This is a genomic window from Gemmatimonadaceae bacterium, assembly GCA_020851035.1.
Lineage (GTDB): Bacteria > Gemmatimonadota > Gemmatimonadetes > Gemmatimonadales > Gemmatimonadaceae > JACMLX01.
This window is the reverse complement of sequence record JADZDM010000011.1, coordinates 24,848-48,379: the sequence shown is the minus strand read 5'-3', so window position 1 is coordinate 48,379 and position 23,532 is coordinate 24,848. Positions and strand designations below refer to the sequence as shown.

General features: G+C 71.0%; 22 protein-coding genes and 1 tRNA gene. 5 read left to right on the top strand and 18 right to left on the bottom strand.

The window, feature by feature from the left end; all coding sequences use genetic code 11:
* Positions 1-6 precede the first annotated feature (6 nt).
* Genes IT355_08940 through IT355_08930 form a run of 3 tightly spaced genes read left to right on the top strand, consistent with a single transcriptional unit; the run spans position 7 to position 3,124 of the window.
* Positions 7-1,380, top strand: a complete 1,374-nt coding sequence (locus IT355_08940; GenBank protein MCC7053381.1) for an FAD-binding oxidoreductase — start codon at positions 7-9, stop codon at positions 1,378-1,380.
* Positions 1,377-2,024: a haloacid dehalogenase-like hydrolase gene (locus IT355_08935; GenBank protein MCC7053380.1), complete on the top strand. Its 648-nt coding sequence runs from the start codon at positions 1,377-1,379 to the stop codon at positions 2,022-2,024. The genes IT355_08940 and IT355_08935 overlap by 4 nt, the downstream gene beginning before the upstream one ends.
* Positions 2,024-3,124, top strand: coding sequence for an alanine--glyoxylate aminotransferase family protein (locus IT355_08930; protein ID MCC7053379.1), 1,101 nt, complete (start codon positions 2,024-2,026; stop codon positions 3,122-3,124). Before IT355_08935 ends, IT355_08930 begins: the two co-directional genes overlap by 1 nt.
* A 105-nt stretch (positions 3,125-3,229) precedes the next feature.
* On the opposite strand, the gene IT355_08925 is transcribed toward IT355_08930, so the two are convergent.
* Together IT355_08925 and IT355_08920 are read right to left on the bottom strand one after the other, a co-directional pair.
* Positions 3,230-4,228, bottom strand: a complete 999-nt coding sequence (locus tag IT355_08925) for a DUF1839 family protein (GenBank protein MCC7053378.1) — start codon at positions 4,226-4,228, stop codon at positions 3,230-3,232.
* Positions 4,229-4,509: 281 nt separating this feature from the next.
* Positions 4,510-5,121 carry a class I SAM-dependent methyltransferase gene (locus IT355_08920; GenBank protein MCC7053377.1) on the bottom strand — a complete coding sequence of 204 codons (612 nt, stop codon included), beginning with the start codon at positions 5,119-5,121 and terminating at the stop codon, positions 4,510-4,512.
* 56 nt (positions 5,122-5,177) lie between these two features.
* Between IT355_08920 and IT355_08915 the strand changes: the two genes are divergently transcribed.
* Positions 5,178-6,125, top strand: coding sequence for a hypothetical protein (locus IT355_08915; protein ID MCC7053376.1), 948 nt, complete (start codon positions 5,178-5,180; stop codon positions 6,123-6,125).
* Positions 6,126-6,186: 61 nt separating this feature from the next.
* Entirely contained in the window at positions 6,187-7,557 is a 1,371-nt protein-coding gene (locus IT355_08910; GenBank protein MCC7053375.1) for an acyl--CoA ligase, read from the top strand.
* Positions 7,558-7,622: 65 nt separating this feature from the next.
* Here the strand turns inward: IT355_08910 and IT355_08905 are convergent.
* The 16 genes from IT355_08905 to bshC all read right to left on the bottom strand — a co-directional run bounded on the left by IT355_08905 (position 7,623) and on the right by bshC (position 23,485).
* Positions 7,623-7,696: transfer RNA gene (locus IT355_08905), tRNA-Arg, on the bottom strand.
* A gap of 52 nt (positions 7,697-7,748) precedes the next feature.
* Entirely contained in the window at positions 7,749-8,285 is a 537-nt protein-coding gene (locus IT355_08900) for an adenine phosphoribosyltransferase (protein MCC7053374.1), read from the bottom strand.
* Positions 8,285-8,602 (bottom strand): acylphosphatase, encoded by a 318-nt coding sequence (locus tag IT355_08895; GenBank protein MCC7053373.1) that lies wholly within the window; start codon positions 8,600-8,602, stop codon positions 8,285-8,287. The genes IT355_08900 and IT355_08895 overlap by 1 nt, the downstream gene beginning before the upstream one ends.
* Positions 8,599-9,276 (bottom strand): protein-L-isoaspartate(D-aspartate) O-methyltransferase, encoded by a 678-nt coding sequence (locus IT355_08890; protein ID MCC7053372.1) that lies wholly within the window; start codon positions 9,274-9,276, stop codon positions 8,599-8,601. Before IT355_08890 ends, IT355_08895 begins: the two co-directional genes overlap by 4 nt.
* A complete protein-coding gene (gene surE / locus IT355_08885) occupies positions 9,255-10,016 on the bottom strand; it encodes a 5'/3'-nucleotidase SurE (protein MCC7053371.1) in 762 nt (253 codons plus the stop codon). The genes IT355_08890 and surE overlap by 22 nt, the downstream gene beginning before the upstream one ends.
* Positions 9,929-10,678 carry a glycosyltransferase family 2 protein gene (locus IT355_08880; GenBank protein MCC7053370.1) on the bottom strand — a complete coding sequence of 250 codons (750 nt, stop codon included), beginning with the start codon at positions 10,676-10,678 and terminating at the stop codon, positions 9,929-9,931. The genes surE and IT355_08880 overlap by 88 nt, the downstream gene beginning before the upstream one ends.
* Before the next feature lie 17 nt (positions 10,679-10,695).
* On the bottom strand, positions 10,696-11,073 hold the full coding sequence (locus tag IT355_08875) for a MerR family transcriptional regulator (GenBank protein ID MCC7053369.1): 378 nt from the start codon (positions 11,071-11,073) through the stop codon (positions 10,696-10,698).
* On the bottom strand, positions 11,073-12,068 hold the full coding sequence (locus IT355_08870) for an NAD(P)-dependent glycerol-3-phosphate dehydrogenase (GenBank protein MCC7053368.1): 996 nt from the start codon (positions 12,066-12,068) through the stop codon (positions 11,073-11,075). Before IT355_08870 ends, IT355_08875 begins: the two co-directional genes overlap by 1 nt.
* A complete protein-coding gene (plsY, locus tag IT355_08865; protein MCC7053367.1) occupies positions 12,065-12,703 on the bottom strand; it encodes a glycerol-3-phosphate 1-O-acyltransferase PlsY in 639 nt (212 codons plus the stop codon). The genes IT355_08870 and plsY overlap by 4 nt, the downstream gene beginning before the upstream one ends.
* Complete coding sequence (gene der / locus IT355_08860) at positions 12,703-14,019, bottom strand: ribosome biogenesis GTPase Der (protein MCC7053366.1); 1,317 nt, start codon at positions 14,017-14,019, stop codon at positions 12,703-12,705. The genes plsY and der overlap by 1 nt, the downstream gene beginning before the upstream one ends.
* A complete protein-coding gene (locus IT355_08855; GenBank protein MCC7053365.1) occupies positions 14,016-15,317 on the bottom strand; it encodes a DUF512 domain-containing protein in 1,302 nt (433 codons plus the stop codon). The genes der and IT355_08855 overlap by 4 nt, the downstream gene beginning before the upstream one ends.
* Before the next feature lie 151 nt (positions 15,318-15,468).
* Entirely contained in the window at positions 15,469-17,037 is a 1,569-nt protein-coding gene (locus IT355_08850) for a hypothetical protein (GenBank protein ID MCC7053364.1), read from the bottom strand.
* A gap of 125 nt (positions 17,038-17,162) precedes the next feature.
* Positions 17,163-18,332, bottom strand: coding sequence for a threonine synthase (locus IT355_08845; protein ID MCC7053363.1), 1,170 nt, complete (start codon positions 18,330-18,332; stop codon positions 17,163-17,165).
* Positions 18,329-20,287 (bottom strand): excinuclease ABC subunit UvrC, encoded by a 1,959-nt coding sequence (gene uvrC / locus IT355_08840; protein MCC7053362.1) that lies wholly within the window; start codon positions 20,285-20,287, stop codon positions 18,329-18,331. Before uvrC ends, IT355_08845 begins: the two co-directional genes overlap by 4 nt.
* Positions 20,288-20,313: 26 nt before the next feature.
* Positions 20,314-21,951: a murein biosynthesis integral membrane protein MurJ gene (gene murJ / locus IT355_08835; protein ID MCC7053361.1), complete on the bottom strand. Its 1,638-nt coding sequence runs from the start codon at positions 21,949-21,951 to the stop codon at positions 20,314-20,316.
* On the bottom strand, positions 21,938-23,485 hold the full coding sequence (gene bshC / locus IT355_08830) for a bacillithiol biosynthesis BshC (GenBank protein MCC7053360.1): 1,548 nt from the start codon (positions 23,483-23,485) through the stop codon (positions 21,938-21,940). Before bshC ends, murJ begins: the two co-directional genes overlap by 14 nt.
* Between the last annotated feature and the right edge of the window lie 47 nt (positions 23,486-23,532).

The window sequence follows — 23,532 nt, the reverse complement described above, 5'->3', positions numbered from 1 at the left end:
CTGCGGATGACGCTCCCGTGCGTGACGACCGACGCCGGTGTGCGCGAGAGCGTCAGTCGCGATGCCTCGGGGCTCGAGCTCGTTCCCGAGTCCGTCGCCCGCCCGGGCACGCGTGACGAGGTCGTGGCGCTGCTCGCCGAGGCGCAGCGGGACCGCGTCCCGGTGACCGCGGCCGGCGGCCAGACGAGCACCACGGCCGCCTCCCTCACCGATCGCGGCATGCTGCTCTCGCTGCGCGGCCTCACCGGTGTGCACGACGTCGATGCCAGCACACGCACGGTGCGCGTGGCTCCCGGCGAGCTGCTTGGCCCGCTCAAGCGCCGCCTGGCGTCGGAGGGATGGCTGCTGGCGCCTGACCCCACGAGTGAGGAGGACTGCACCGTCGGTGGCGCCATCGCGTGCAATGCCTCCGGCGCACGGTCGTTGCGCTACGGCGCCATCCGGCCGCACGTGCGTGGCCTGACCGTCGCCCTCGTGACCGGCGAGGTGCTGGAACTCCGGCGCACGGCGCTCGAGAAGAACACCGTGGGTTACGCGCCGGTGCACGACCTGGTCGACTGGTTCGTGGGCAGCGAGGGCACGCTTGGCGTGATCCTCGAGGCCGAGCTGGCGCTGCTCGACCTGCCCGCGTGGGTGATCGGGCTCGCGATCCCCTTCCCCACCATCGGCGACGCGCTGGCGTTCGTGGTCGCGGCGCGTGAGTCGGCGGCACTCGCGCCACGATGCCTCGAGTTCCTCGATGCCGGTGCATTCGCCATCGCGCGCGCGGCGGCGCAGGATCCGGGCTGGGCTGCCGGGGCGTCCGCGCTCATCTACACGGAACTCTCCGGCCGCGACGGCGATGAACCGCCGCTCGACGACTGGCTCGCGCTGGCGCATGCCCATCACGCCGCGGAGGACGACATCCGCGTCTACGATGGTGAGGCGGCACTCCGTGACGCGCGGCGCCTGCGGCATGCCGTGCCGGCCACGATGCACGAACGCGCGGCCCCGCACCGGGCCTCGGGCGGGCGCCGCGTGTCCACCGACTGGGCGGTGCCGTACCGGCTGCTGGGCCGGGCGCTGGCAGCGTCACAGGCGGCCGTCGAGTCACGCGGACTGGAACAGCCGGTGACGTTCGGACACGCCGGCAACGGGCATCCGCACCAGAACTTCATCGCCCGCGATGCCGCGGAACTCGAGCGGATCACCGATGCCGTCGGCGAGACACTGCGCGAGGTGATCAGACTCGGCGGCACGGTGGCGGCGGAACATGGCATCGGCAAGGTCAAGGCGCGCTGGCTTCCGCTGCAGGTGTCACCCACGCAGCGTGCCCTCATGCGCGCCGTGAAGCACGAGCTGGACCCGCACGGCCTGCTCGCACCGGGCAACATCCTGTGACCGCGTTCCAGTCGGTCGTGCTCGACGTCGACTCGACCGTCTCGGCGATCGAGGGCATCGACTGGCTGGCCGGGCTGCGCGACGCGAGCGTGAGCCGCCTGATCGTGGCGCTGACCTCGGACGCGATGGATGGCCGGATCACGCTCGGCGAGGTCTATGGGCGCCGGCTCGCCATCATCCGGCCGACACGGGACGAGCTGGCAGCACTCGGGCGCGAGTACATCGCGACCGTGCTGCCCGGCGCGCGCGAGGCGATCGCGGCCTGGCAGGCCGAGGGCGTGCGGGTGGACCTCGTCAGCGGCGGGCTTCGCGATGCGCTGCTGCCGCTCGCGGACTGGCTCGGCGTCCCGCGCGACCGGGTACATGCCGTCGACGTCACCTACGACGACGACGGCGTCGCGGCGCACGTGCGGGAGCCGGCGGTGCTGGCGCGGGCCGGCGGCAAGCCACTGGTCGTCCAGTCGCTCCGACTGCCCCGTCCCGTTCTCGCTGCGGGCGACGGCGCCACCGATGCCGAGCTGGCCGGCATCGTCGATCACTTCATCGCCTTCACCGGTGTGGCCCGCCGCGCCAACGTCGTCGCACTGGCCGCGGGCGAGGCGGACTCGTTCACGGCACTCTCCACCATCGTCCACGCCCACTGATGCTCACCAACGGCACGTTCTTCCTTCCCGGCCCCACCGAGGTGCGCCCGGAGATCCTGCAGGAGATGGCGCGGCCGATGATGCCGCACCGCAGTGCCGGGTTCGAGCAGATCTACGCCCGGTGTGACAATGGCATGCGGCCGATCTTCCGCACCACGCGGCCGGTGTACATGTCGACGTCGTCGGCCACGGGGCTGATGGAAGCGGCGATCCGCAGCGCCCCGCCGGGCACCGTCCTGTCACTGGTGATGGGTGCCTTCTCGGAGCGCTTCGCGCAGGTGGCCGGCAGCTGCGGTCGCACCGTGGTGCGCGACGACGTCCCGCCCGGCATGCACCACACCGCCGAACGGGTGTACGCGCTGCTGCAGGCGAGCGGGGCCAAGGTCGTGACAGTCGCGCAGTCGGAGACATCGACCGGCGCCTTCAACGACATCGAGGGCATTGCCCGCGCGGCCCATGCGCATGGTGCCGTGATCCTCGTCGACAGCGTCACCGGCTGCGGTGGTGCGCCGCTCGAGACCGATGCATGGCAGCTCGACTTCGTCTTCACCGGCTCGCAGAAGGCGCTCGCGCTCCCGCCCGGCCTGGCGCTCGGCGTGGCCAGCCAGGCGTTCATCGAGTCGGCGGCGGCGAACGCGGACCGCGGCACCTACTTCGACCTCGTCGAGATCGACAACTACGCGGCGAAGCACCAGACGCCGCAGACCCCGGCGATCTCGCTCTTCTACGCCCTCGCCGCGCAGGTGGCCGCGATCAGCGACGAGGGAATCGCGCAGCGCGCGGCGCGTCACCGCGAGATGCAGGCGATCACGATCGCGTGGGCCGAGCAGCTGTCGCGCGAGCTCGATCCCGCGCTTGGTGTGCTGGCGGTGGCGGACGGGCGCTCGCCGACCGTGACCTGCGTGACGCTGCCGGCGACCCTCACGGGACCGGGAGTGGCCGCGGGCGTCGCCGCGGCGGGATACATGATCGGGTCAGGCTATGGTGCGCTCAGGGACCGGACGATCCGCATCGGCCACATGGGGGATCACACGCCCGAGGGCGTGACGCGCGTGCTTGGCGTGGTGCGCGACGTGATCACGCGGCAGCTCGGCCGCTGACACCGTCGACGACACGGCGCATGTGACGCGGGGCCTGCACGGTGCGCAGGCCCCGCTCACGTCGCCGGACCAGCGCCAGCCACGACCAGCCCGCCGGCGCGCTGCCTACTTCGCGAAGTGCGGACGGAGGATCGCCATCGCATCGTCCCACGAGCGCGCCATGTCGTCCACCGTCTGCGACACGTCGGGCATCCGTCCCGACTGCGGCACCCGCACGAGGCGCTGGTGCAGGGCGCGCGCCGCCTGTGACACCATGCGCAGGTGCGGCACCGCACCCATCACCGGCTCGCCATGCTGCGCGAGCCAGGCGCACACATCGGCGCCGATCTCGAAGCTCGCCCCGCACTGGTGGAGCGTGGCGAAGGCCCAGCGCTGGTAGTGCTCCGCATCACCGCCGGAGAGCCAGCCGCTGTGCGGCCGCAGGGCATCGGCAAAGCCTCGCACCGGATTCCTGGCCGGCAGCCGAGTGGCGTGGAAGCGCGCGAGTGCGATGCCGACCTGTGCCCGCTCGGAAGCGGAGCGCGGGGTGAGGCGGTCGAGCTTGACCACGCGGGCGGTCGGCGGCAGCTGGGCACTCCCGATGCCGGCTTCCAGCAGCGCGTCGAGATCCTCACCGCCGACCGAACCGCCGAATGCGCCGTGGATGTAGCGCAGCGTGTGTGCGTGCCGGTCGTAGCCGGTGACGGCGATGACCGACTTCTCGTGCGCACGCTGGTAGGTGCTGCCGATCATGTCCGGCAGGTGGAACTCGTCGACCTCCACCAGCACCGCATTGCCGCGGTCGAACTGCTCCACGAAGTGCGCCAGCAGCGGGCGCCAGACGCGGAGTTCCTCGACCGCGATGCCGTAGGTCGCCCACAGGTCGGTGGCAGCGACACCGGGCATCGTCCACTGGTCGCCCTCGAAGTCGGCGCAGAGGGCCGGAAAGAGCACCGGAGCCGGCTCCAGGTCGAGCGCGTGCAGCAACTCGATCCACACGTCGACGTGCGCGTTGGTGGTGCTCCAGACGCGTTCACCCTGGTGCCAGGCATGCGAGGAGCGCCAGGCCAGTCGTGATGATCCCACGAATCCCGATTGCGTACCGTAGTCCGATCGCGCTGCCATACAGACGATTCCACCCATGCGCTCACGTGACGAGCGAGCGCGTCCTTACTGCGGAAAGTGGGGTGCGCAAGTGCCAGCGTCGGCAGGATACGCGTGAGTGTGATCGTTCTGGGTGGAGGACGACACAACAACCAAACTATATAAGTTTGCTCTAATCGTGGGAAGTGCTGAGGCCGGCTGGTTCCAATATGCCGCGAAGTTGGCGATCGGACAGCTTACCCGGGTCGCGGCGGGACACCAAAATCGAGCGTTCGCTCGCCTTTGGAGACGGTCAAGGCCGGTCACCTCGGAGCCGCGGTCTCGAACGCCGTCAGGCCGGCGGCCAGGTCCAGCGGCGCGTACAGGTGCAGGCCGCAGGGGACGTAGCCCGCGTCCGAGAACCGGTCCCGGTACCACGCCGGCGCGCGCGGCGTCAGCTCGGCCACGTCGCCCTCGATCTCGTCGTCCCGCGTGAACAGTTCCAGCCACGCCAGGCCCCCGGTGTGCAGCTGGAGTTGCTCGAGCGCGGCACCGATGTGCTTCGCCGGCACGTAGTTGAGCACACCGCAGCAGATGACCAGGTCGAACCCCTCGGGATGCTCCTCGTGCAGCGACAGCTCGGTCAGCCGCTCCACCGAGCCGAGTCGCAGGTTGCGGCGGCGCCCGTACCGGCTGACCGCATACTGGCTCGGCTCGACGCCGATGTAGGTGAGCCGCGGCCGGAGCGCCCGCAGGATCGGCTGCCAGTGCCCCTCGCCGGCGCCCACGTCCAGCACGGTCCGGATCGGCCGGTCGAGCACGTACTCCGCCGCCGCCACCGTGAACGCGACGATGCGGCGGATCTGGGCCGGCGTTCGGACCCGATGGGTGCGGCTGCGATACCACTTGTCGAAGTACGCCTGGTCGTACGCCATGTGCTGGAGAGGTTGGCCATTGTGATGTGGTCCTGCGCCACGCAGATTCGCGCGGCGTGAACCCCGCCCTGCCCCAAGCTGCGCACGTGGCGCTGCGCGCGCGACTGCGGGCGGCGCTCCAGCCAGGCTGGCGGACGCGGTTCGCCCCGGCGCCGACCGGCCGGCTCCACCTCGGACATGCGGTGAACGCGGTGTTCGTCTGGAGTATCGCGCGCGCCTTCGGCGGCCTGGTGCTGGTTCGGATCGAGGACCACGACCGCCTGCGTGCGCGGGACGAGTTCGACCGCGGCATCCTCGAGGACCTGGAGTGGCTGGGGCTGCATGGCGACAACCTCGCTGCGGGATTCCCTGCACCCCTTCGGCAGCACGCGGATCCCGCGCCATTCCACGCCGCGCTCGATGCACTCGACCGCGATGGCAGGATCTATCCCTGCCGCTGCTCGCGCCGGCAGATCGCCGTCGATGGCACCGGTCCTGACGCGCTGGAACGCCGGTATCCCGGCACCTGCCGCCTGGCCCGGGTGCCCGCCGACGAGACGCCGGCCCGGCGGGTCCGCATCGATGACGGCGTGGTCTTGTTCGACGACCTCCGACACGGCACGCTGCACCAAGTGCCGGCGGCGCAGTGCGGCGACCTGCTCGTGCGCGACCGCAACGGGCATTGGACGTACCAGTTCGCCGTGGTCGTGGACGACATCCGGCAGGACGTCCGGCTCATCATCCGCGGCGACGACCTCCTCGACTCCACTGGGCGACAGCTTCTACTCGGCGGGATGCTCGGGCGGACGGTGGCGCCGCTCGTGCTGCACCATCCGCTCGTGACCCGCCCTGATGGCGCCAAGCTCAGCAAGTCGACAGGTGACACCGCACTGTGTGAACTCCGCGCCGCCGGGTGGAGCGCCGAGCGGGCGCTGGGTCATGCGGCCTTCCTCGGTGGGCTGCAGGCGACGCCGTCGCCGCTCGGCGCCCGCGACCTCGCGTCGCTGTGGGACGGCTGGCGCTGATACGCGGGCCACGTGGTGCCACGGTGCCGGTGTACGTTCCGCCCATGCATCCAGCGACGACGTGACGATGTCAGGCAACTCGGCACTGCAGGACATGTTCGAGGCTCCGGGCGCCGCCGACCTGGTGGCGGACGGTGTGCGCCTGTCCGCCACCGCGCTGCACCACGGCGCGAACGACTGGGCGCGCGCCCTGCGCCGTGCCGGCATCGCGCGCGGTGACCGCGTGGTCTGCGCGCTGCCGAACGGCGCGGCATTCGTGCAGCTGCTCGCGGCGACGCTCGCCGACGGCATCACGCTCGCGCCCGTGCCCGAGCGTGAGGATGTCGTGCCATTGCTTGGCCAGCTCGATGCGCGGCTCGCGGTGGCGCTGCACTCGTCGCACCCGAACGTCGCCGTTCCCGCGCGCACGGGCGGGCCACCCGGCAGTCCGCTGCAGCCCCAGCGTGCGCTGCAGCGCACCGACACGCTCGCGTTCCTGCTCCGCAGTTCCGGCACCATGGGCAGCGCGCGGTGGATCGGCCTCTCCGACACCGGAGTGCTCGCCGTGCTCTCGAGCCACTTGCCGCACCTGGCGGTCGAGGGAGAATGCGTGCACGGCATCCTGCCGTGGCATCATGCGTTCGGCCTGGTGCTCGGGCTCCTGCCCGCACTGCTGCGTGCGCGGCGGATCGTGGTGACGGCGGCGCCCGCCAGGACGGCCGACGCGATCGTCGGCGTCGCGCGGGCACAGGACGTCACGCACCTGAGCATGGTGCCGCTGACGGTCATGCGACTCGCGGCCCAGGACGACGGGCTCGCGCTGCTGCGGCGCGTGCACGGCGGCATCGTAGGCGGGGCGGCGATCGACACCGCCCTGGTCCCCATCCTCGCGGGCACGCGCCTGCGCGTCGGCTACGGGCAGACCGAGGCGAGCCCGGGAATCATGCTCGGAGATCCCGGGGAGTTCAGGCCGTTCATCCTCGGGCGTCCGGTGGGCTGCGAGGTACGGATCGAGGCTGACGGCGTGTTGTCGTTCCGGGGGCCGAACGCCTGCGCCGGCACGTGGGAGCACGGCTCCTTTCACGCGCTCGATCCGGACCGTTGGCACCGCACCGACGACCGCGTGACGATCGAGGGTGGCGTGTACGTGCACCGCGGACGGGCGTCGCTGTCGTTCAAGCTCGCGAACGGCACGCAGGTCGACGTGGCGACGCTCGAGCACACGATCCGCGAGGCGCTGCCGCAGGTGTCGGAGGTGGTGCTCACCAGCGGCGATGGCAGGTCGATCGACGTGCTCCATTCCACGGCTGACGGCGTGAGCGCGGAGGCGGCGGTGCGTGCGCGGCTCGGCACGCTGCAGTCGTGGGTGCAGGCGGTTCGCCTCGTACCGGCGGACCGCTGGGTGCGCACGCCGAAGGGAGAGATCGACCGGCAGCGGCTGCCGCAGCCCTGACGCCGCCGGGGCACGCGAGCGGACCGCTCCCGTGCCCACGGCCGGCCGTGACTTCCCGACTGCAGTGCCCCCGGGGCGACTCGAACGCCCGGCCAACAGTTTAGGAAACTGCTGCTCTATCCACCTGAGCTACGGGGGCCGAACCGCAAATTAACGTGCCCCCGCCGAGGCGTCAGCCAGCGGCGCGCCGCTCAGTACTCCAGCAGCGTCTCGACCCGCGCCGCGCCGAGCACCGCACGGCCGTTCAGGGCCTCGACGCTGATGCAGAAGCCGAATCCCACCAGGAGCGCCCCGGCGTTCTCCACGAGGCGCGCAGCGGCCCGCGCGGTGCCTCCCGTCGCCAGCACGTCATCCACGATCAGCACCCGCGACCCCTCCGGGAGCGCATCCGCGTGCATCTCCAGGGCATCGGTGCCGTATTCCAGGGCGTACGCCTCGCGCAGGACGGTCCGCGGCAGCTTCCCCGGCTTCCGCACCGGCACAAAGCCCGCATTGAGGCCAAGCGCCACCGGCGCGGCGAACATGAACCCGCGACTCTCCATGCCCACCACGTGGGTGATGCCCGCGTCGCGCCAGGGCGTGATCATCCCGACCACCGCCATCGCGAAGCCCGAGGCGTCGCCAAGCAGCGGGGTGATGTCGCGGAAGTTGATCCCCGGGATCGGATAGTTCCGGACTTCGCGGATCAGCGGGCGCAGGCGTTCCTGCGCTTCGTGGGACGCGGGCATCAGCGCAGGATGATGAAGGGATAGGGCGTGTCGGTGCGGGAATCCGGGGTGGGTTGCGCGACCGGGGAGATCTGGGTCACGGCAGCGCCATCCGGTCCACGCTGCACGGCCTGCTCGAGCGCCGCGAGGAACTGTGCGATGCCCGACGCGCGAAGCTCCACCGTGCCATCAGGCAGGTTGCGCACCCACCCCGCCAGGCCAAGCCGGCGCGCCTCGGTGCGCACGAACCAGCGGAAGCCGACCCCCTGCACCTTCCCGTGCACGATGATGTGCAGGATGGTGCCGGTCGGAGTGATGCGGCCGAGCCCGTCGGTCACGTCGGCGCGCCCTCGACCCACCCGTGTGTGCCGACCAGCGGCACGAAGCGCGCGTCCGTGATCGTCGTGGTCCGGATGCCACTCAGGTCGCGCCGGACGAGCACCACCTCCTGCTTCGCCCGGTCGCCCACCGGGCACAACAGCCGACCGCCCACCGCCAGCTGGTCGATGAGTGGCTGCGGCACCGTCGGAGAGCCGGCACCGACGAGGATCGCGTCGTAGGGCCCGTATTCGCGCCACCCGATCGTCCCGTCACCGACGAGGAACGAGACGTTGTTCACGCCGAGGCTGCGCAGCACCTCCTTCGCGCGATCCATCAGGGCGTTCACGCGCTCGATCGTGAACACCTGCGCTGCCAGTCGCGCCAGCAGCGCAGTCTGGAATCCCGATCCCGTGCCCACCTCGAGCACGCGCTCCCGGCCCGTCAGCCCGAGGACATCCAGGTACAGCGCATGGATGCTCGGCTGCGAGATCGTCTGGCCGGAGCCGATCGGCAGCGCGCTGTCCTCATACGCCCGGTGACTCACGCCCGTCGGCACGAAAAGATGCCGCGGCACCTCGTCGAAGGCGCGCAGCACGGCCAGGTCCCGAATCCCGTTCGCCTGCAGCGTCTCGATCAGGCGACGCCGCGGGCCGCGCATTTCGTGCACGGTCACGAGGGCGCTCGCCACCAGGTGTGCGACGCGTCGAGCATGGCGTGGTGTGTCAGGTCGAGGTGGAGGGGAGTGACGCTAATGTAACCGTCCTGTACGGCACGGAAGTCCGAATCCGCGTCGCCCTCCCACGAAATGGAGCCGCCGCCGATCCAGTAGATCGGACGGCCCCACGGGTCCTGCATCTTCGCCAGCGCATTCGAGTAGGCGCGGCGCCCGAGCCGTGTCAGCCGGACCCCCGCGACCTCCTCGCCACGCCGCGGCGGCAGGTTGATGTTCAGCAGCGTCCCCCGCGGCATGTCCAGCGACATCAGGTGACCGAGCAGGTCCGTGAGCGGCGCCACCAGCTCGTCGAGCTTGGTCATGTCGGCGCGCAGGTCGCCGCCGGCGAAGCTGAGGGCGATCGCCGGCACACCGAGCGAGAGCCCTTCCATGGCCGCCGCCACGGTTCCCGAATACAGCACGTCCTCGCCCATGTTGTGGCCGTGGTTGATGCCGCTGAGCACGAAGTCCGGGCGCTCGGGCATCAGGGCCTCGATGGCGAGCATCGCACAGTCGGTGGGCGTGCCATCCACCTGCCAGCGACGCTCCCCGCGTCGCACGGGGCGCAGCGGGTGGTGCAGCGTCAGCGAGTGGCTGGTCGCGCTCTGTTCGCGATCGGGGGCGACAACCGTCACCTCCCCCAGCGGTTCGGCGGCGCGGACCAGGCAGTCGAGACCATGGGCGAGGATGCCGTCGTCGTTGGTGAGGAGGAGTCGCATGCGATCGAGCGGGATGGGCGGTGGGACCAGATGGTGGCCACGACCCGTGCCGCATCCCGCAGCGGGCGGAAGTGGCTCGGCGGGCCGTAGCGCGTGGGGATTTCGGTCTCTGCGATGATAGCGCCTGCGCGGGCGGCGCGAATGACGAACGCCGTTTCGGCCTCGTAGCGCTCCCCGACGTGCGGCACCCGTTCGAGGAGGGCGCGACGGATGCCGCGGAAGCCGCACTGGGCGTCGCGCACCGGCTGGCCGGCGCACCAGGCGATGGCCCGGGTGGAGAGGCCGTTGGCGAGGCGTCGGTGCAGCGGCATCGAGGTGCCGCGGCGGCGGCGCGCGCCAAGCACGAGGTCGGCCGTCTCGAGTGCCATCAGCAGCGCCGGCAGCGCGGCGGGATCATGCTGGCCATCGGCATCCATCGTCACGACGGCATCGATGCGCGGCGACAGCGCGAACGCATGCGCAAAGCCGGTGAGCAGGGCGCGTCCCTTGCCCCGGTTCCGGTCGTGACGGAGCACGGCATCGGCGCCGGCCGCCAGCGCCGCGGCCTGCGTGCCGTCCTGCGAGCCGTCGTCCACGACGATGACCAGCAGCGACGGCGCACTCGCGCGCACCCCGCGCACCACGTCGGCGATGCTGGCCGCCGCGTCGTAGGCGGGGATCACGCACGCCGCGCGCACCATCATCCGCCGGCGCGCGTGACCGGTGCCGTGAGGTCACGCAGGATCTCACGCAGTTCCGTCTCGATGCTCGTCCATGTCGCGACTTCCAGTGCCTGGCGCGCGCTCGGCCGCAGGTCGCTGGACTTGCGGAGCTCATCCACGCGCCGCTTGGCCCCCTCGATCGTGTACTTCTCGGTGTAGAGCAGGTGCTTGACGAGCTGGATCAGCTCGACCTCGCGCCGCTGGTACACGCGGTTGCCGGACCGGTTCTTGGCCGGATTCAGGAAGCGGAACTGCCCTTCCCAGTAGCGCAGCACGTGCGGCTTCAGCTCGGTCAGCGAGCACACCTCGCCGATCGAGAAGAACTCCTGGACGGGCTCGCGCGATGCCACAGCCATCAGTCGCTCTCTGCACGCAGCGCGCGTGCCATCAGGTCGGTGATCGCATCTCGCGGCGGCATCGCCTCGAAGAGGATGCGGTGCATCGAACGCACGATCGGCATGTCCACCCCACGCGCCAGCGCCAGCGCATGTGCACTCTGCGTCGTGACCACGCCTTCGGCAATGGTCTCGCGGGCATGCAGCACCTCGTCCACGGGGCGACCCTGCCCGATCTCCACCCCCACCGTGCGGTTGCGGCTGAGCGAGCCGGTGCACGTGAGCACCAGGTCACCCATCCCGGCAAGGCCGGCGAAGGTGAGCGGTTCCGCCCCCAGCGCCACGCCCAGGCGGGTCATCTCGGCCAGGCCGCGGGTGATGAGGGCCGCCCGCGGGTTGAAGCCGAGCCCGAGCCCGTCGAGCACGCCGGTCGCGACCGCCATCACGTTCTTGAGGGCGCCGCCGAGCTCCACACCCACCACGTCGCGCTGCGTGTAGACGCGGAACTCCGGCGACGCGAAGAGCCGCTGCGCGTGTAACGCGGCCGCCTCGTCGCGGCTGGCGGCCACCACGGCCGTCGGCTGCCGCTGGGCCACCTCGGCCGCGAAGCTGGGGCCCGACAGTGCCACCACCGGCCGGCCGGGCAGCTCCTCGGCGACGATGTCGGTCATCAGCGCGAAGGTGTCACGCTCGATGCCCTTGGTGGCCACGATCAGGAATGCGTCCTTTCGCACGGCGTGCGCCGCGCTCCGGATCACGCCGCGCAGCACATGTGACGGCGCGACGAAGGTGACGGTGGAGGCGTCGGCCACCGCCGCCGCCAGGTCGTCGGAGGCCGTGAGCAGCGGGGCCAGCTCCGCGCCGGCCAGGAACCGCGTGTTGCGGTGGTTCGTGTTCACGTCGGCCACGACATCGGCCTCTCGCGCCCAGAGGACGGTGCGCTTGCCGTTGCGCGCAACGAGGTCGGCCAGCGCCGTGCCCCAGGCGCCCGCGCCCACCACGGCCGCGCGCGTCACGACGCCGACTCCTGGCCGGCACCGCCGACGGCCTTCTTCCCGCGCTTGCCGAAGCGGTGCTCGGTGCCGTCGCGCAGCCGGCCGATGTTCGCGCGATGCGTCCAGAACACGAACGCGGCCACCAGCGACACGGTCACCAGGAGCGGCGCGCCACCGGTGCCACGCAGGGCCACGGCGGCCACCAGGACCACGGCCGAGACCAGCGAGCCGAGTGACACGTAGCCCGACGCGGCAACGACGGCCGCGAAGCTGACCATCGCGAAGGCCATCGCCATCGGCGCCAGCGCCAGGAACACGCCGGAGGCCGTCGCCACGCCCTTGCCCCCGCCCTTGCCCAGCAGGAAGACGGGCTTCACGTGGCCCATGATGGCGGCGATGCCGTAGCCGATCCGCCAGCCGATCTCGGACGTCCCGGTTGCCCCCGGCAGCAGCGCCACCGGCAGGAAGCCCTTCAGGCAGTCGGCGATGTAAACCGTGAGCCCGATCTTCCAGCCGAGGGTGCGGAAGACGTTGGTGGCGCCGAGGTTGCCGCTGCCCACCGTCCGCAGGTCCACGCCCTTCGCCTTCCCGGCGAGGAACGCCGACGGGATCGAGCCGACGAGGTACGCCACCACGAGGCCGGCCACGGGATGCATCAGTCGCCCTTCCGCTTCATGAGGATGCGCAGCGGGTTGCCGGTGAAGCCGTAGGCCGCGCGGAACCCGTTGTGCAGGTAGCGCACGTAGTGCTCCTGCACGAGCTCGGGGTGGTTGCCCCAGACGCCGATGGCCGGCGGGGACACCTCGACCTGGGTGGCGTACTTCAGCTTGATCTCGCGGCCGGCCGCCTGGGGCGGCTGGCGGCGCGCCACCAGCTCCTCGAGGGTCTGGTTCACTTCGGACGTCGAGATCCGCTTCTCCCGTTCCGCCTCGACCTGCAGGATGAGGTCGAGGATCTTCGTCACGCGCTGGCCGGTGAGGGCCGACGTGAACACGAACGGCACGAACTTCAGGTACGGCACCTTCTCACCGGCATCGCGCTGGAAGTGGGCGGCGGACTTGTCGCCCTTCTCCTCCTTCGCGTCCCACTTGTTCACCACGACGATCAGGCCGCGGCCCGCCTCCTCGAAGGCCAGCGAGGCGATCTTCAGGTCCTGGTTCTCGAGGCCGAGCGTGGCGTCCAGCACCAGCACGCAGATCTCGGCGCGCTCGATCGCGCGCCGGGTGCGCAGTGTCGAGTAGAACTCGATGCCGTCATCCACTCGCGTCGGGCGCCGGAGTCCCGCCGTGTCCACGAAGATCAGCCGCCGCCCGTGGTACAGCATGGGGCTGTCGATGGCGTCGCGCGTGGTGCCGGCCACGTCGGTGACGACGAGGCGGTCCTCCCCGAGCAGCCGGTTCACGATCGACGACTTGCCCACGTTCGGCCGCCCGATGACCGCGACCCGCAGCGCGTCCGGCTCCTCCTCGAGGCCCTCCGGGAGCTGCTCCGTGACGGCGTCCAGCAAGTCACCGATCCCCGCGCTGTTCTGCGCCGAGACGGGGAACGGATCACCCGCGCCGAGCGAGTAGAACTCGTAGTGTGCGATGGTGCCGAACTCGTCGCACTTGTTCGCGACCAGCAGCCACGGCTTGCCGCTCTCGCGCATCAGGTCCGCCACCTTCACGTCGCTCGGCACCAGGCCGAGCTTCGCGTCGGTGACGAAGAGCAGCAGGTCGGCCTCGGCGATGGCCTCCTTCACCTGGCGCTTGATCTCGACGTCCATCGGGTCGAGGGTGTCCTCGGGCAGGCCGCCGGTGTCGACCAGCCAGAAGTCGCGGCCGTTCCAGGTGGCACGCCCGAAGTGGCGGTCACGGGTGGTGCCGGCCACCTCGCTCACGATGGCCGCATTCCGGTCACCGATGATGCGATTGTACAACGCCGACTTGCCCACGTTCGGACGGCCGACCAGGGCAACGATTGGGATACTCACGCAGCACTCCTGAATGACGAACCGACGGCTGGTTCCGCCTCCAGCACGTCGATGAAATCGTACGATGGATACACCGGGAACGGGAACTCCTCGCGCAGCGACACGAAGCTCGTGTCATCGAGGAAGACGCCGTTCTCGTTGATGCTCTCGGCCGGGATCAGCGCGAGATCGAAGCCGGTGCGACCGGCCAGCGCGCGACGGAAATCGTCGCTGGTGAGCAGCCCGGCGGTGGTGGTCGTCGGGCCGAACAGGGCGTTGTCGATGGGCAGCAGCTCGAAGCTGGCGCCGGTGGCGGCGGCCAGGCGCTCGAGCAGCGGTGGCAGGAGCGGCGCCATGCTGGTGCCGGTCACGACCGCGATGCGCCGGCCCTCCAGGCGCGGCAGGCGCGAGAGCCCGGCGGCCACGCGCTCGCGCAGCGAGGCGACCGCACCGACCCCGTTCTCGATCTGCGGAAAGTCGCCGTAGTGCTCCGCGTCGGGCAGCGGCGCCCCGGACAGCAGGTAGAGCTCGTCTGAGCCGTAGACCCAGCGATCACCACGTTCGCGGAGGCCGCGGGCCGCCCAGCGCTCGACGATGTCGAGCAGCGCGCGCGCCGCGTCCTGGTCCATGCTGCGTCCGGTGTAGAGGTGCGAGAACTGCGTCAGCCCCACCGGCACCAGCGCCACCGAGATCACCGCCTCGTGCATGTCCCAGAGGTCGGTGAGGGACTGCTCCAGCACCGCGCCGTCGGTCAGCCCGGGCACGATCACCATCTGCCCGTGGAACTGGATGCCGCCGGCCGCCAGGGCGGTCAGCTGACCGAGGATGTCGGGGACCCGCGGGTTGTTGAGCAGCACCTTCCGCGCCTCCCATGGCGTCGCATGCACCGAGACGTACAGCGGCGAGAGCCGGTACTCGATGATGCGGGCGATGTCGCGCTCCTTCACGTTCGACAGCGTCGCGAAGTTCCCGTACGCGAACGAGAGGCGGTAGTCGTCGTCGCGGATGTAGAGCGGCTTGCGCAGTCCCTTGGGCAGCCCCTCGATGAAGCAGAACTCGCAGCGGTTGGCGCAGCGGCGCACCGTCGGCGGCTCGAGCTCGAGCCCGAGCGACGCCCCTTCCGGCCGCACGACGCGCCACGAGTGCTCGCTGCCGTCAGGCTGGCGCACGTCCACCGTGAACTCCTCGTCGGCGGTCAGGAACTCCCAGTCGAGGAAATCCTCGATCGGGCGCCCGTTGACCGCGCGCAGCTCGGTGCCGCGCACGATTCCCAGAGACGCCCCGAGCTGCCCGTCCTCGACGGCCGCCACACGCACCATGCACTCCTCCGTCGACCCCTGCCGGACCCACCCTGCAACACGAAGCCGCGCCCCGCGGAGACCGGGGGCGCGGCTCATGGAAGCTAGGAGATGAGGGGCCGGAAGTCAAGCAATCGCATGGACTTCCGGCACTTCACCGCCCCCGCTTTCGCTACTTCGCGACGCGGTACCGGAAGGCCACGATGCTCGCCCCCTTCCCCGCCGCCGACACCTGGTCGAACCCGCCGGCGTCGATCTGCTTCGTCTGCACGGTCTGGGTGGCCACCACCGCGCCGGCGGCGTCGATGAACTCCACCACGATGCTGAACGCAGCGGCCGGCTTGTCCGGCGGCACCTGCACCACCGCGCCAAAGCTCGCACCGTCACCGGTCACCGAGAAGCTGCGGACGTCCACGGTGGGGGACATCGCCTGTGCGACCGACGTGAAGTACACCAGCGAGTCGTTGATGACCTTGATCTGCGCCTGCTGTGCCGGGTTCAGCATGATCGTCTGGCCCGGGCGCGGGCGCACGCCGCGGTTGGCACGGGTCTGCACGGCCAGCTTCTTCGACTGCTGCACGTTCCGCGCAAGCTGGTAGATGCCGGTGTTGTTCGGGTCGATCTCCTTCAGCCGGGCGAAGAACGGGCGGATCTCGTCGAAGCGCTCGAGGTTGTTCAGCGCCACGGCCGAGTTGTACAGGCCATCGCGGCTGTACGGGTTCTTCTTCAGGGCCGCCTCGAACAGGCGGAGCCCCGGCACGTACAGCTTGTTCTTCGTCAGCTCGGCGCCAGCGTCGGTGAGCTGGGCGTCGTTCACGGCAGCGACGTTCGACAGCACCTCGTCCACGAAGCGCGTCGCACCGGCGCTGTCGAGCGTGGTGCCCGACATGCGCATGATGCGCAGCTTGGTGGACAGATCGTTCGGGTACAGCGCCAGGTACCGCTGGTACGTCGCGACCGCGGCCTTCGTCATCGAGTCCTTCTGCGCCCCGGTCGCGGTCGACGCCGCATTCGTGTACAGGGCCCCGAGGTTCTGGAGGATGTTGTCGCGCACCTTCAGCACGGCCGTGTCCTTCGAGGCACTCGTGACGTCGATCGTCTTGTTGAACCACTCGATCATCCCCGCCGTGTCGTCCTTCACGATGGCGATGTTCGACATGATGTTGTATGCGTAGTACTGGCGATCGTCGAACAGGAGCGAGCGCTGCGCGTAGAGCGCCGCCGAGTCGAGCTGCTGCGAGTTCGTGAAGTTCACGGCCTTGTTGATCAGCTGCCCCCAGAGCCCGTTCGTGTAGAGCTTGAGCGAGTCGGAGCACTCCGGCTTCACGGCGCGGATGGCGTCGAACGCGGAGTCGAGCGCCGCGGCGAGGTCGATGGTGCCGGTGGGATCGGCGGTGTAGCCGATCTTCGCGCGGTTCTCGGAGAGGCCGATGCCCGGCTGGTCGAGCCAGACGAGGAAGGTCTGGCCGAGCAGGAAGTTGCGACTGGGCTGCACGTTGGCCGGAAAGCCGGTCACGTCGTCCGTGAGGGCCTTCACGGTCGAGGCGAGGCCCTTGGCCTTGTCCGCCGGCGTGGCGGTGGCCTTGAAGATCCCGTTGAACACCAGCCCGGCCGTGAGCAGCTTCGGGTGCGACTGGAGGTTCAGGTCACACTTGGCTGCGGCCTGCGCACCAAGCGAGCCACCGGCCATCGCCAGCGCGACGAGGATCCGAGCGCCACTCCGTGTGGTCCAGAAAGCCATGCGAAATTTCTCCAGAGTTCGTATTGTAGAGCTCGGCACGCCGCGCTCACCGTTGCCATGCGTCATCGCAGAAAGTCCGTCCTGAGAACCATCAAACATAGCGGGCCGTCGCCACGACGGCTCCGTCAGTCGCGCCACCGGTAGCTGGCGCCGCTCCCGGTGTTGAACAGCACCACTTCACTCTCCCGCCCGAGCGTGCCGCGCCCGACGAGGTCCACCAGCGTGGCCAGCGCACAGCCACCCTCCGGTGCGGCGTCGATGCCGGTGGCTGCCGACAGGCGGGCGGTCTCGATCCGCGTGCGGTCATCGGGAATCGCAATCGCCGCGCCGTCGCTCTCGCGCAGGGCCTGGAGCAGCAACCGGTCCCCCAGCGGCGATGGTACCCGCAATCCGCTCGCATAGGTCACCGGGTCCACCCACGGCGTCGCCGCCACCTCACCGGCCCCGAACGCCCGCACGATCGGGGCGCACCCCGCCGACTGCGCCACCACCACCTTCGGCCGCCGTTCCATCGGGTCGAGCCAGCCCGCACCCTGCATCTCCGCGATGGCCTTCCAGATGCCGATGGTCCCCTCGCCGCCGCCCGTCGGGTAGATGAAGGCGTCCGGCAGCCGCCAGCCGAGTTGCTCCGCCATCTCATAGCCCATCGTCTTCATCCCCTCAACGCGGTACGGCTCCCGCAGCGTGGCGACGTTGAACCAGCCGTTCGACTCGGCATACTCGCGCGCGAGGCGCCCCGCATCGCCGATGTGGCCATCCACCAGGATCAGTGTCGCGCCGAATGCCAGCACGGTGTCGAGGATCGGCGGCGGCGTGGTGCGCGGCGCGTAGACGCGAACCGGCACGCCGGCGGCAGCCGCGTACGCCGCGAGCGCGGCACCGGCATTGCCCGCGGTGGGCACGGTCACACCCGCCACGCCCAGGGCGCGCGCGCGCGTGATGGCCAGCGCCATCCCGCGCGCCTTGAACGAGGCGGTGGGGTTCTGTCCCTCATCCTTGATCCAGAGCCGTCCGACACCGATGGTCTCGGCCAGTGCGGGGGCCTCCAGCATCGGTGTCCACCCCTCACCGAGCGCCACGACTGGTTCACCGGGCAGGACCGGCAGCACGCTGCGGTAGCGCCAGAGCCCGCGCGCGGCGCCGTCGATCGCCGCCTGCCGGTCACGCGGCAGGGTGACGGCGGTGAGCCAGGGCTGGCCGCACGCCGGGCAGAGCGAAGCGAGCGTCCCGCCGGAGGCGGTGGCATCGCAGGCACTGCAGTACAGGCTCCAGGGTACGGCGGAGTCGGGCGTCATTCGGGTGCACGGGTGAGGGTGTGTCCGGCATCGGGAGGCAGGTCGTCGGACTGCTCGCCTGGCGACGTCACCTCGGGGAGCGGTACGGCGGCAGACGGCAGCCCGGGCGCGTCAGCACCAGGTGCTGGCGCCACCGGCGCAGGGAGCTCTGGCAACTCCACGCCAAGCCCGCCAAGGACCTTCCGCGCCATGGCAGCCGAGAATCCCGGCACCGCGGCGATGGCGTCGAGTCCCGCGTCCCGCACGCCCTGCACGCTGCCGAACGCGTGCAGCAGCGCGCGGCGCCGCGTGGGGCCGACGCCGGGGATCTCGAGCAGCTGCGAGGTGACGGTGCGCTTCGTGCGCCGCGCGCGCTGGAACGTCACCGCGAACCGGTGTGCCTCGTCGCGGGCCATCTGGAGCAGGCGCAGGCCGGGCGACCGCCGCGACAGCCGCAGCGACTCACTCCGGCCAGGCAGGAACACCTCCTCGTCCTTCTTCGCGAGGCTGGCGAGCGGCACGGTCCCCAGACCGATGGCGGCCAGCGCATCCTGCGCGGCATGCAGCTGGCCCTTCCCGCCATCGATCACGCAGAGGTCCGGCAGCGAATGGCCCTCGGACGCGCGCCGCGAGAAGTACCGCGTGACGACCTCGTTCATCGACGCGAAGTCGTCGTTGCCCCAGGCCCCCTCGACCTTGAACTTGCGGTACTCGGCGCGCTTCGGACGCCCGTTCTCGAACCAGACCATGCTCGCGACGGTGTCGCGCCCCTGGGCATGCGAGATGTCGAAGCAGACGAAGCTGCGCGGCACCACCGACAGGCCCAGCTCCCGCTGCAGGTCGTAGACCGGATCGATGGCGCGCTCGTCGCTGTCGTCGGTGGTGAGCTTCATCTCCTCCAGCAGGTGCCGCGCGTTCTGCATCGCGAGGTCCAGCAGCTCGCGCTTGGCGCCGCGCTGCGGCACCCGCAGGCGCGAGCTGTCCAGCGACGCCTCGACCAGCGCCAGCTCGGCCAGCTCGAACGGCAGCAGCAGCTCGCGCGCGCGCTCCGACTGGTGCTGGTAGTGCTGCAGCAGGTAGGCCACCAGGATCGCATCATCCGGCTCCCCTTCCACGTTCGCGAGGTAGCGGTGGTCGCGCGCCAGCAGCTTGCCGTCACGGATCCGGAGGATCGAGACGCAGGCATCATCCCCGTCGCGCGCGAAGCCGACGACGTCACGGTCACCGCCCTCCACCTGCATGACCGCGGTCGGCTCCTCGATGGTCTCCAGCTTGAGCAGGGCATCCCGCAGCTCGGCGGCCCGCTCGAACTCGAGGTTCGCTGCCGCGCGCTCCATCATCTCGCGCACGCGCCGGGTGACGTCCTGCGGGCGGCCGTCGAGGAACTGGAGCACGTCGCCGATCATCGCGCGATAGTCGTCCAGCGCCTGCAGCCCGATGCACGGCGCCTTGCAGCGGCCGATGTGCCAGTCGAGGCAGGCACGCTCCGGCATCTCGGCCGGCATGTCGTACCGGCACGACCGCACGGTGAAGATCCGCTTCACCACGTTCAGGGCGCGGCGCATGGCGCCGACGTCGGTGTAGGGACCGAAATACCGCGCGCCGTCGGAGAGGAAGCGCCGCGTGACGAACACGCGCGGGTACGGCTCCTGCACGGTGACCTTGATGTACGGATACGACTTGTCGTCGCGGAGCGCGATGTTGAACCGCGGGCGGTACTCCTTGATCAGGTTGTTCTCGAGGATCAGCGCGTGCGCCTCGGAGGGCACCACGATCGTCTCGACATCCGCAACCTGGTTCACGAGGTGCCGCGTCTTGACGCTGGCCTCGTGGTCGCTGGCGAAGTAGCTGCGCACGCGCGAGCGGAGGCTCTTCGCCTTGCCGACGTACAGCACCTGCCCCGCCCGGTCCTTCCAGAGGTAGACCCCGGGCGAGTCGGGCAGGTGCGCGAGCTTGCCGGCCACGATGTCGGGCATTCCAGGCATCCCGGAATCTACGGCAGCTACCGCGTGGCAGCGCCGCCGCGCCGGCGACGGATCCGCTCGACGAGCGCGGTGGCCTCCGGAATGCCGGTGGCGAGTGTCACGACGCCGTAGGTGACGGCGAATACGCCCAGCAGCGCCACGGATTCCAGTCGATGCGGCACGCCGCTGCGCCCGAGCCAGGGCACGCGCACGGCCCACGTCACGCCGGCAGCGAGCAGCGCGCAGCCCCACAGCCGGAGCAGGAGCGGCAGCACCGCCGGCAGCGCACCGATCCGGTCGCGCAGGCCGCGACGCAGCAGCGTGAACTCGCTCCACCCGGCGATCCCCGACGCGAGCGTGAGTCCGGCGGTGCCCCACCGGGGATCGATCCCGATCCAGCCGGGCAGCCGCACGCCCAGGAGGTACGCGAGCGCGATGCCGATGCCGACGCGCACCAGCGCGAAGCGAAACGGCGTCGTCGTGTCCTGCAGTGCGAAGAAGGCCGAGCTGTAGAGTCGCGCGAGCGTCGAGGCGAGGAGGCCGAGCGATGCGCCGGCCAGGATCGCCCAGAGCCAGGTCGTGTCCGCCGCCGTGAAGCGTCCCGAGCGATAGAGTGCGGCCGCGATGGCGTCGCCCACCGCGAGGAACGCCGCCGCCGACGGCACGATGAAGAACGCGATGCGACGCTGGTTGGCCGCCAGCCGCTCCCGCAAGGCCGCGTTGCGCACGTCACCATCGCCCCGCACCGACGACATGCCGGGCAGTGCCGCCGCCGTGATCGCCGACCCGAAGAGCGTCACGGGCAGCAGCGTGATCGACTGGGCCAGGCCCAGCGCCGCCACCGAGCCCGCCGTGAGCATCGTGGCGAACTGCAGGTCCACGAAGCTGCTCACCTGCAGCACGCCGCGGCTCATCAGGGCCGGCCCGAAGTTGCGTGCCACCGTGCGCACGTGCGGATCGTCCGTCGCCGGGTCCAGCCGCATGCCGCGCACCAGCGTCAGCACCGCCGGCAGCTGCACGAGGAACTGCAGCGCGCTGCCCACCAGCGCCCCCCAGGCCACCAGCCGCGCCGCGTCCTCGAGCGAGGTGCGCGGGCCGGTCAGCACCGCCGCGATGATCGCCAGGTTCCACACCGCCGGCGAGACGTACGACAGGAAGAAGCGGCGGTGGCTGTTGAGGACCCCGAGGCACCAGGCCGACAGCACCAGCAGGCCCACGCCCGGGAACATGAGCCGCACCAGCGCCGTGGTGATCGCGCGCGTGCCCGCCGCGAAGCCGGGGGTGAGCAGCGCCACCAGCTCGGCCGACCAGGTCACCCCGACCAGCACCAGCACCGACGACAGGAGTGCCAGGAGGGTGAACACCGCGCCCGCCACCCGCACCGCCTCCTCGTCCTGCTGCCCGGTGCGCAGCCTGGCGTACACCGGGATGAACGACGCCGAGAGTGCCCCTTCGCCGAACAGGTTCTGCATCAGGTTCGGGATCCGCAGCGCGGCGCGGAGTGCGTCGGCGGCGGTGGAGGTCCCGAGCACGTGCGCGATCACCGCGTCACGCGTGAACCCGAGGATCCGGCTGACCAGCGTGCCGGCAGCGACCAGCACGGCGCCGGAGTCCCGCAGCCCCGGACGCGGCGGCGCCGGCGGCGGTGTCGACGGCGCAGCGTCAGTCGCCGCCATGCACCAGCGTCGCCGCGTCCTCCGCGCAGGCCTGCTGCATCGCATCCAGCAGTGGCGTGCCATGCCGCGCCAGCCACGGCAGCGGGTTCACGACGCGCTCCTGCGGGGCCTGCTGCGGCCAGAGGAACGCCTGTGCCTGCGCCACGCGTCGCAGCCGCTCGCCGATCGATCGCTTGGTCGCGGCCAGCACGCGCCGTTCGAGCCGGTCGGCACGGTGCGTGAACTGCGCCACCGCACCGTCGAGCGCGGCCGGCGGCAGCGTCGTTCCTGCCGTCCGCAGTGCCGAGATGGTGCGGTGGATCTGTGCGCGCAGTGAAGTGAGCGCGTCCATCGCCGCATCCGGCGTGGCATCGGCCGCGAGGGTGTGGACGAGGGCGCGGGTGTCGCGCATCGCCTCCGGCGACTGGCCGTGTGCCACCAGCGTGGCCTGCACCTCGGGCGTCACCACGCGCAGGCTGGTGCGCGGCAGGGCGAGCGGGGACGCCACGCGCAACGCCTCGGCCACCGCGCTCACCTGCGCGAAGTACGCCATCTCCCCCGGCCCTGCCATGTACGCCACCGTCGGCAGGAGCGCCCGCTCGACGATGGGGCGCAGCAGCACGTTGGGTGACAGCAGGTCATCCGACACCCGCGGGAGCACCGCCGCCGCCCCCGACACCGAGGCGCGTTCCTTCACGCCGTTGCGCACCACGAACACGAGCGAGCGGTCCGGCAGCAGTTCCACCTGCGGCGTGAACCCCGCGCCACGGAGCACCGCCGTGCGCTCGCGCAGCGCGGCATCGATCACGGACGCCTCGGCCAGGGCGCGACGGAGCAATGGCGCCGATTGGTGTCGCACGCTGGGGTGCGCGGCATTCAGCACCGTGATGCCGAGCGGCATCAGGATCTCGCGCATGAGTTCCACGAAGGCGTTGCCGACCGTGGTGCCTTCCTGGTAGGCCGCACAGGCCGCGCGGATGTACTCCGGCCAGGCGGCCCCCGCAGCCGCCCGGCGCAACAGCGCGGCGGGCACGGCCATGTCGCCGAGGAAGGCATGCGACATCATGGTGCCCTCGCGCGGCGCGCCCTCGATCACGGCGTCCTGCAACGCACCGCCCACCGGCAGCCAGGTGCGCGCGCCCTCAGCAAAGTCCGCATCGTCGGTGGCCGCCCAGAAGATCGGCGCCGTGGGCACGCCGGTCACGGCCTCGATGCGGTCCGCGAGCGCCAGCGCGCTCAGCGCCTTGATGATCGTGTACATCGGGCCGCCGAAGAGCCCCGGCTGCTGGCCGGTGGTGACCACCACGCCCTGCCCGCCACTCACGCGTGCGAGGCGGGCGGCAGCGGCGCCGGCGGGGCGGAGCGCCTCGCGCAGGGTGTCGGCCCAGCGGAGCCCCATCATCGGCTCGCGTGCCAGCTCGATCTGTTCCTGCCACGAGCGCAGGTCGCGCGGGATCAGCTCGAGGTTGCCCGCCGGGAGCGTGCCGGCGCGCACGGCGGCGGCCAGGGGCCCGAGGCCGAGCGGCACCCGCTCCACCACCGGGGTCATCGACATCGGGCGATCTCCGCCACCGGCGTTCCACCGGCTGGCACCGGACAGTT

Excerpts from the sequence above, each read along its gene's own strand:
- IT355_08940 (MCC7053381.1), top strand. The coding sequence starts at position 7 with ATGACGCTCCCGTGCGTGACGACCGACGCCGGTGTGCGCGAGAGCGTC.
- IT355_08930 (MCC7053379.1), top strand. The coding sequence starts at position 2,024 with ATGCTCACCAACGGCACGTTCTTCCTTCCCGGCCCCACCGAGGTGCGC.
- IT355_08925 (MCC7053378.1), bottom strand. The coding sequence starts at position 4,228 with ATGGCAGCGCGATCGGACTACGGTACGCAATCGGGATTCGTGGGATCA.
- IT355_08920 (MCC7053377.1), bottom strand. The coding sequence starts at position 5,121 with ATGGCGTACGACCAGGCGTACTTCGACAAGTGGTATCGCAGCCGCACC.
- IT355_08900 (MCC7053374.1), bottom strand. The coding sequence starts at position 8,285 with ATGCCCGCGTCCCACGAAGCGCAGGAACGCCTGCGCCCGCTGATCCGC.
- surE (MCC7053371.1), bottom strand. The coding sequence starts at position 10,016 with ATGCGACTCCTCCTCACCAACGACGACGGCATCCTCGCCCATGGTCTC.
- IT355_08875 (MCC7053369.1), bottom strand. The coding sequence starts at position 11,073 with ATGGCTGTGGCATCGCGCGAGCCCGTCCAGGAGTTCTTCTCGATCGGC.
- plsY (MCC7053367.1), bottom strand. The coding sequence starts at position 12,703 with ATGCATCCCGTGGCCGGCCTCGTGGTGGCGTACCTCGTCGGCTCGATC.
- IT355_08855 (MCC7053365.1), bottom strand. The coding sequence starts at position 15,317 with ATGGTGCGTGTGGCGGCCGTCGAGGACGGGCAGCTCGGGGCGTCTCTG.
- IT355_08850 (MCC7053364.1), bottom strand. The coding sequence starts at position 17,037 with ATGGCTTTCTGGACCACACGGAGTGGCGCTCGGATCCTCGTCGCGCTG.
- IT355_08845 (MCC7053363.1), bottom strand. The coding sequence starts at position 18,332 with ATGACGCCCGACTCCGCCGTACCCTGGAGCCTGTACTGCAGTGCCTGC.
- uvrC (MCC7053362.1), bottom strand. The coding sequence starts at position 20,287 with ATGCCCGACATCGTGGCCGGCAAGCTCGCGCACCTGCCCGACTCGCCC.
- murJ (MCC7053361.1), bottom strand. The coding sequence starts at position 21,951 with ATGGCGGCGACTGACGCTGCGCCGTCGACACCGCCGCCGGCGCCGCCG.
- bshC (MCC7053360.1), bottom strand. The coding sequence starts at position 23,485 with ATGTCGATGACCCCGGTGGTGGAGCGGGTGCCGCTCGGCCTCGGGCCC.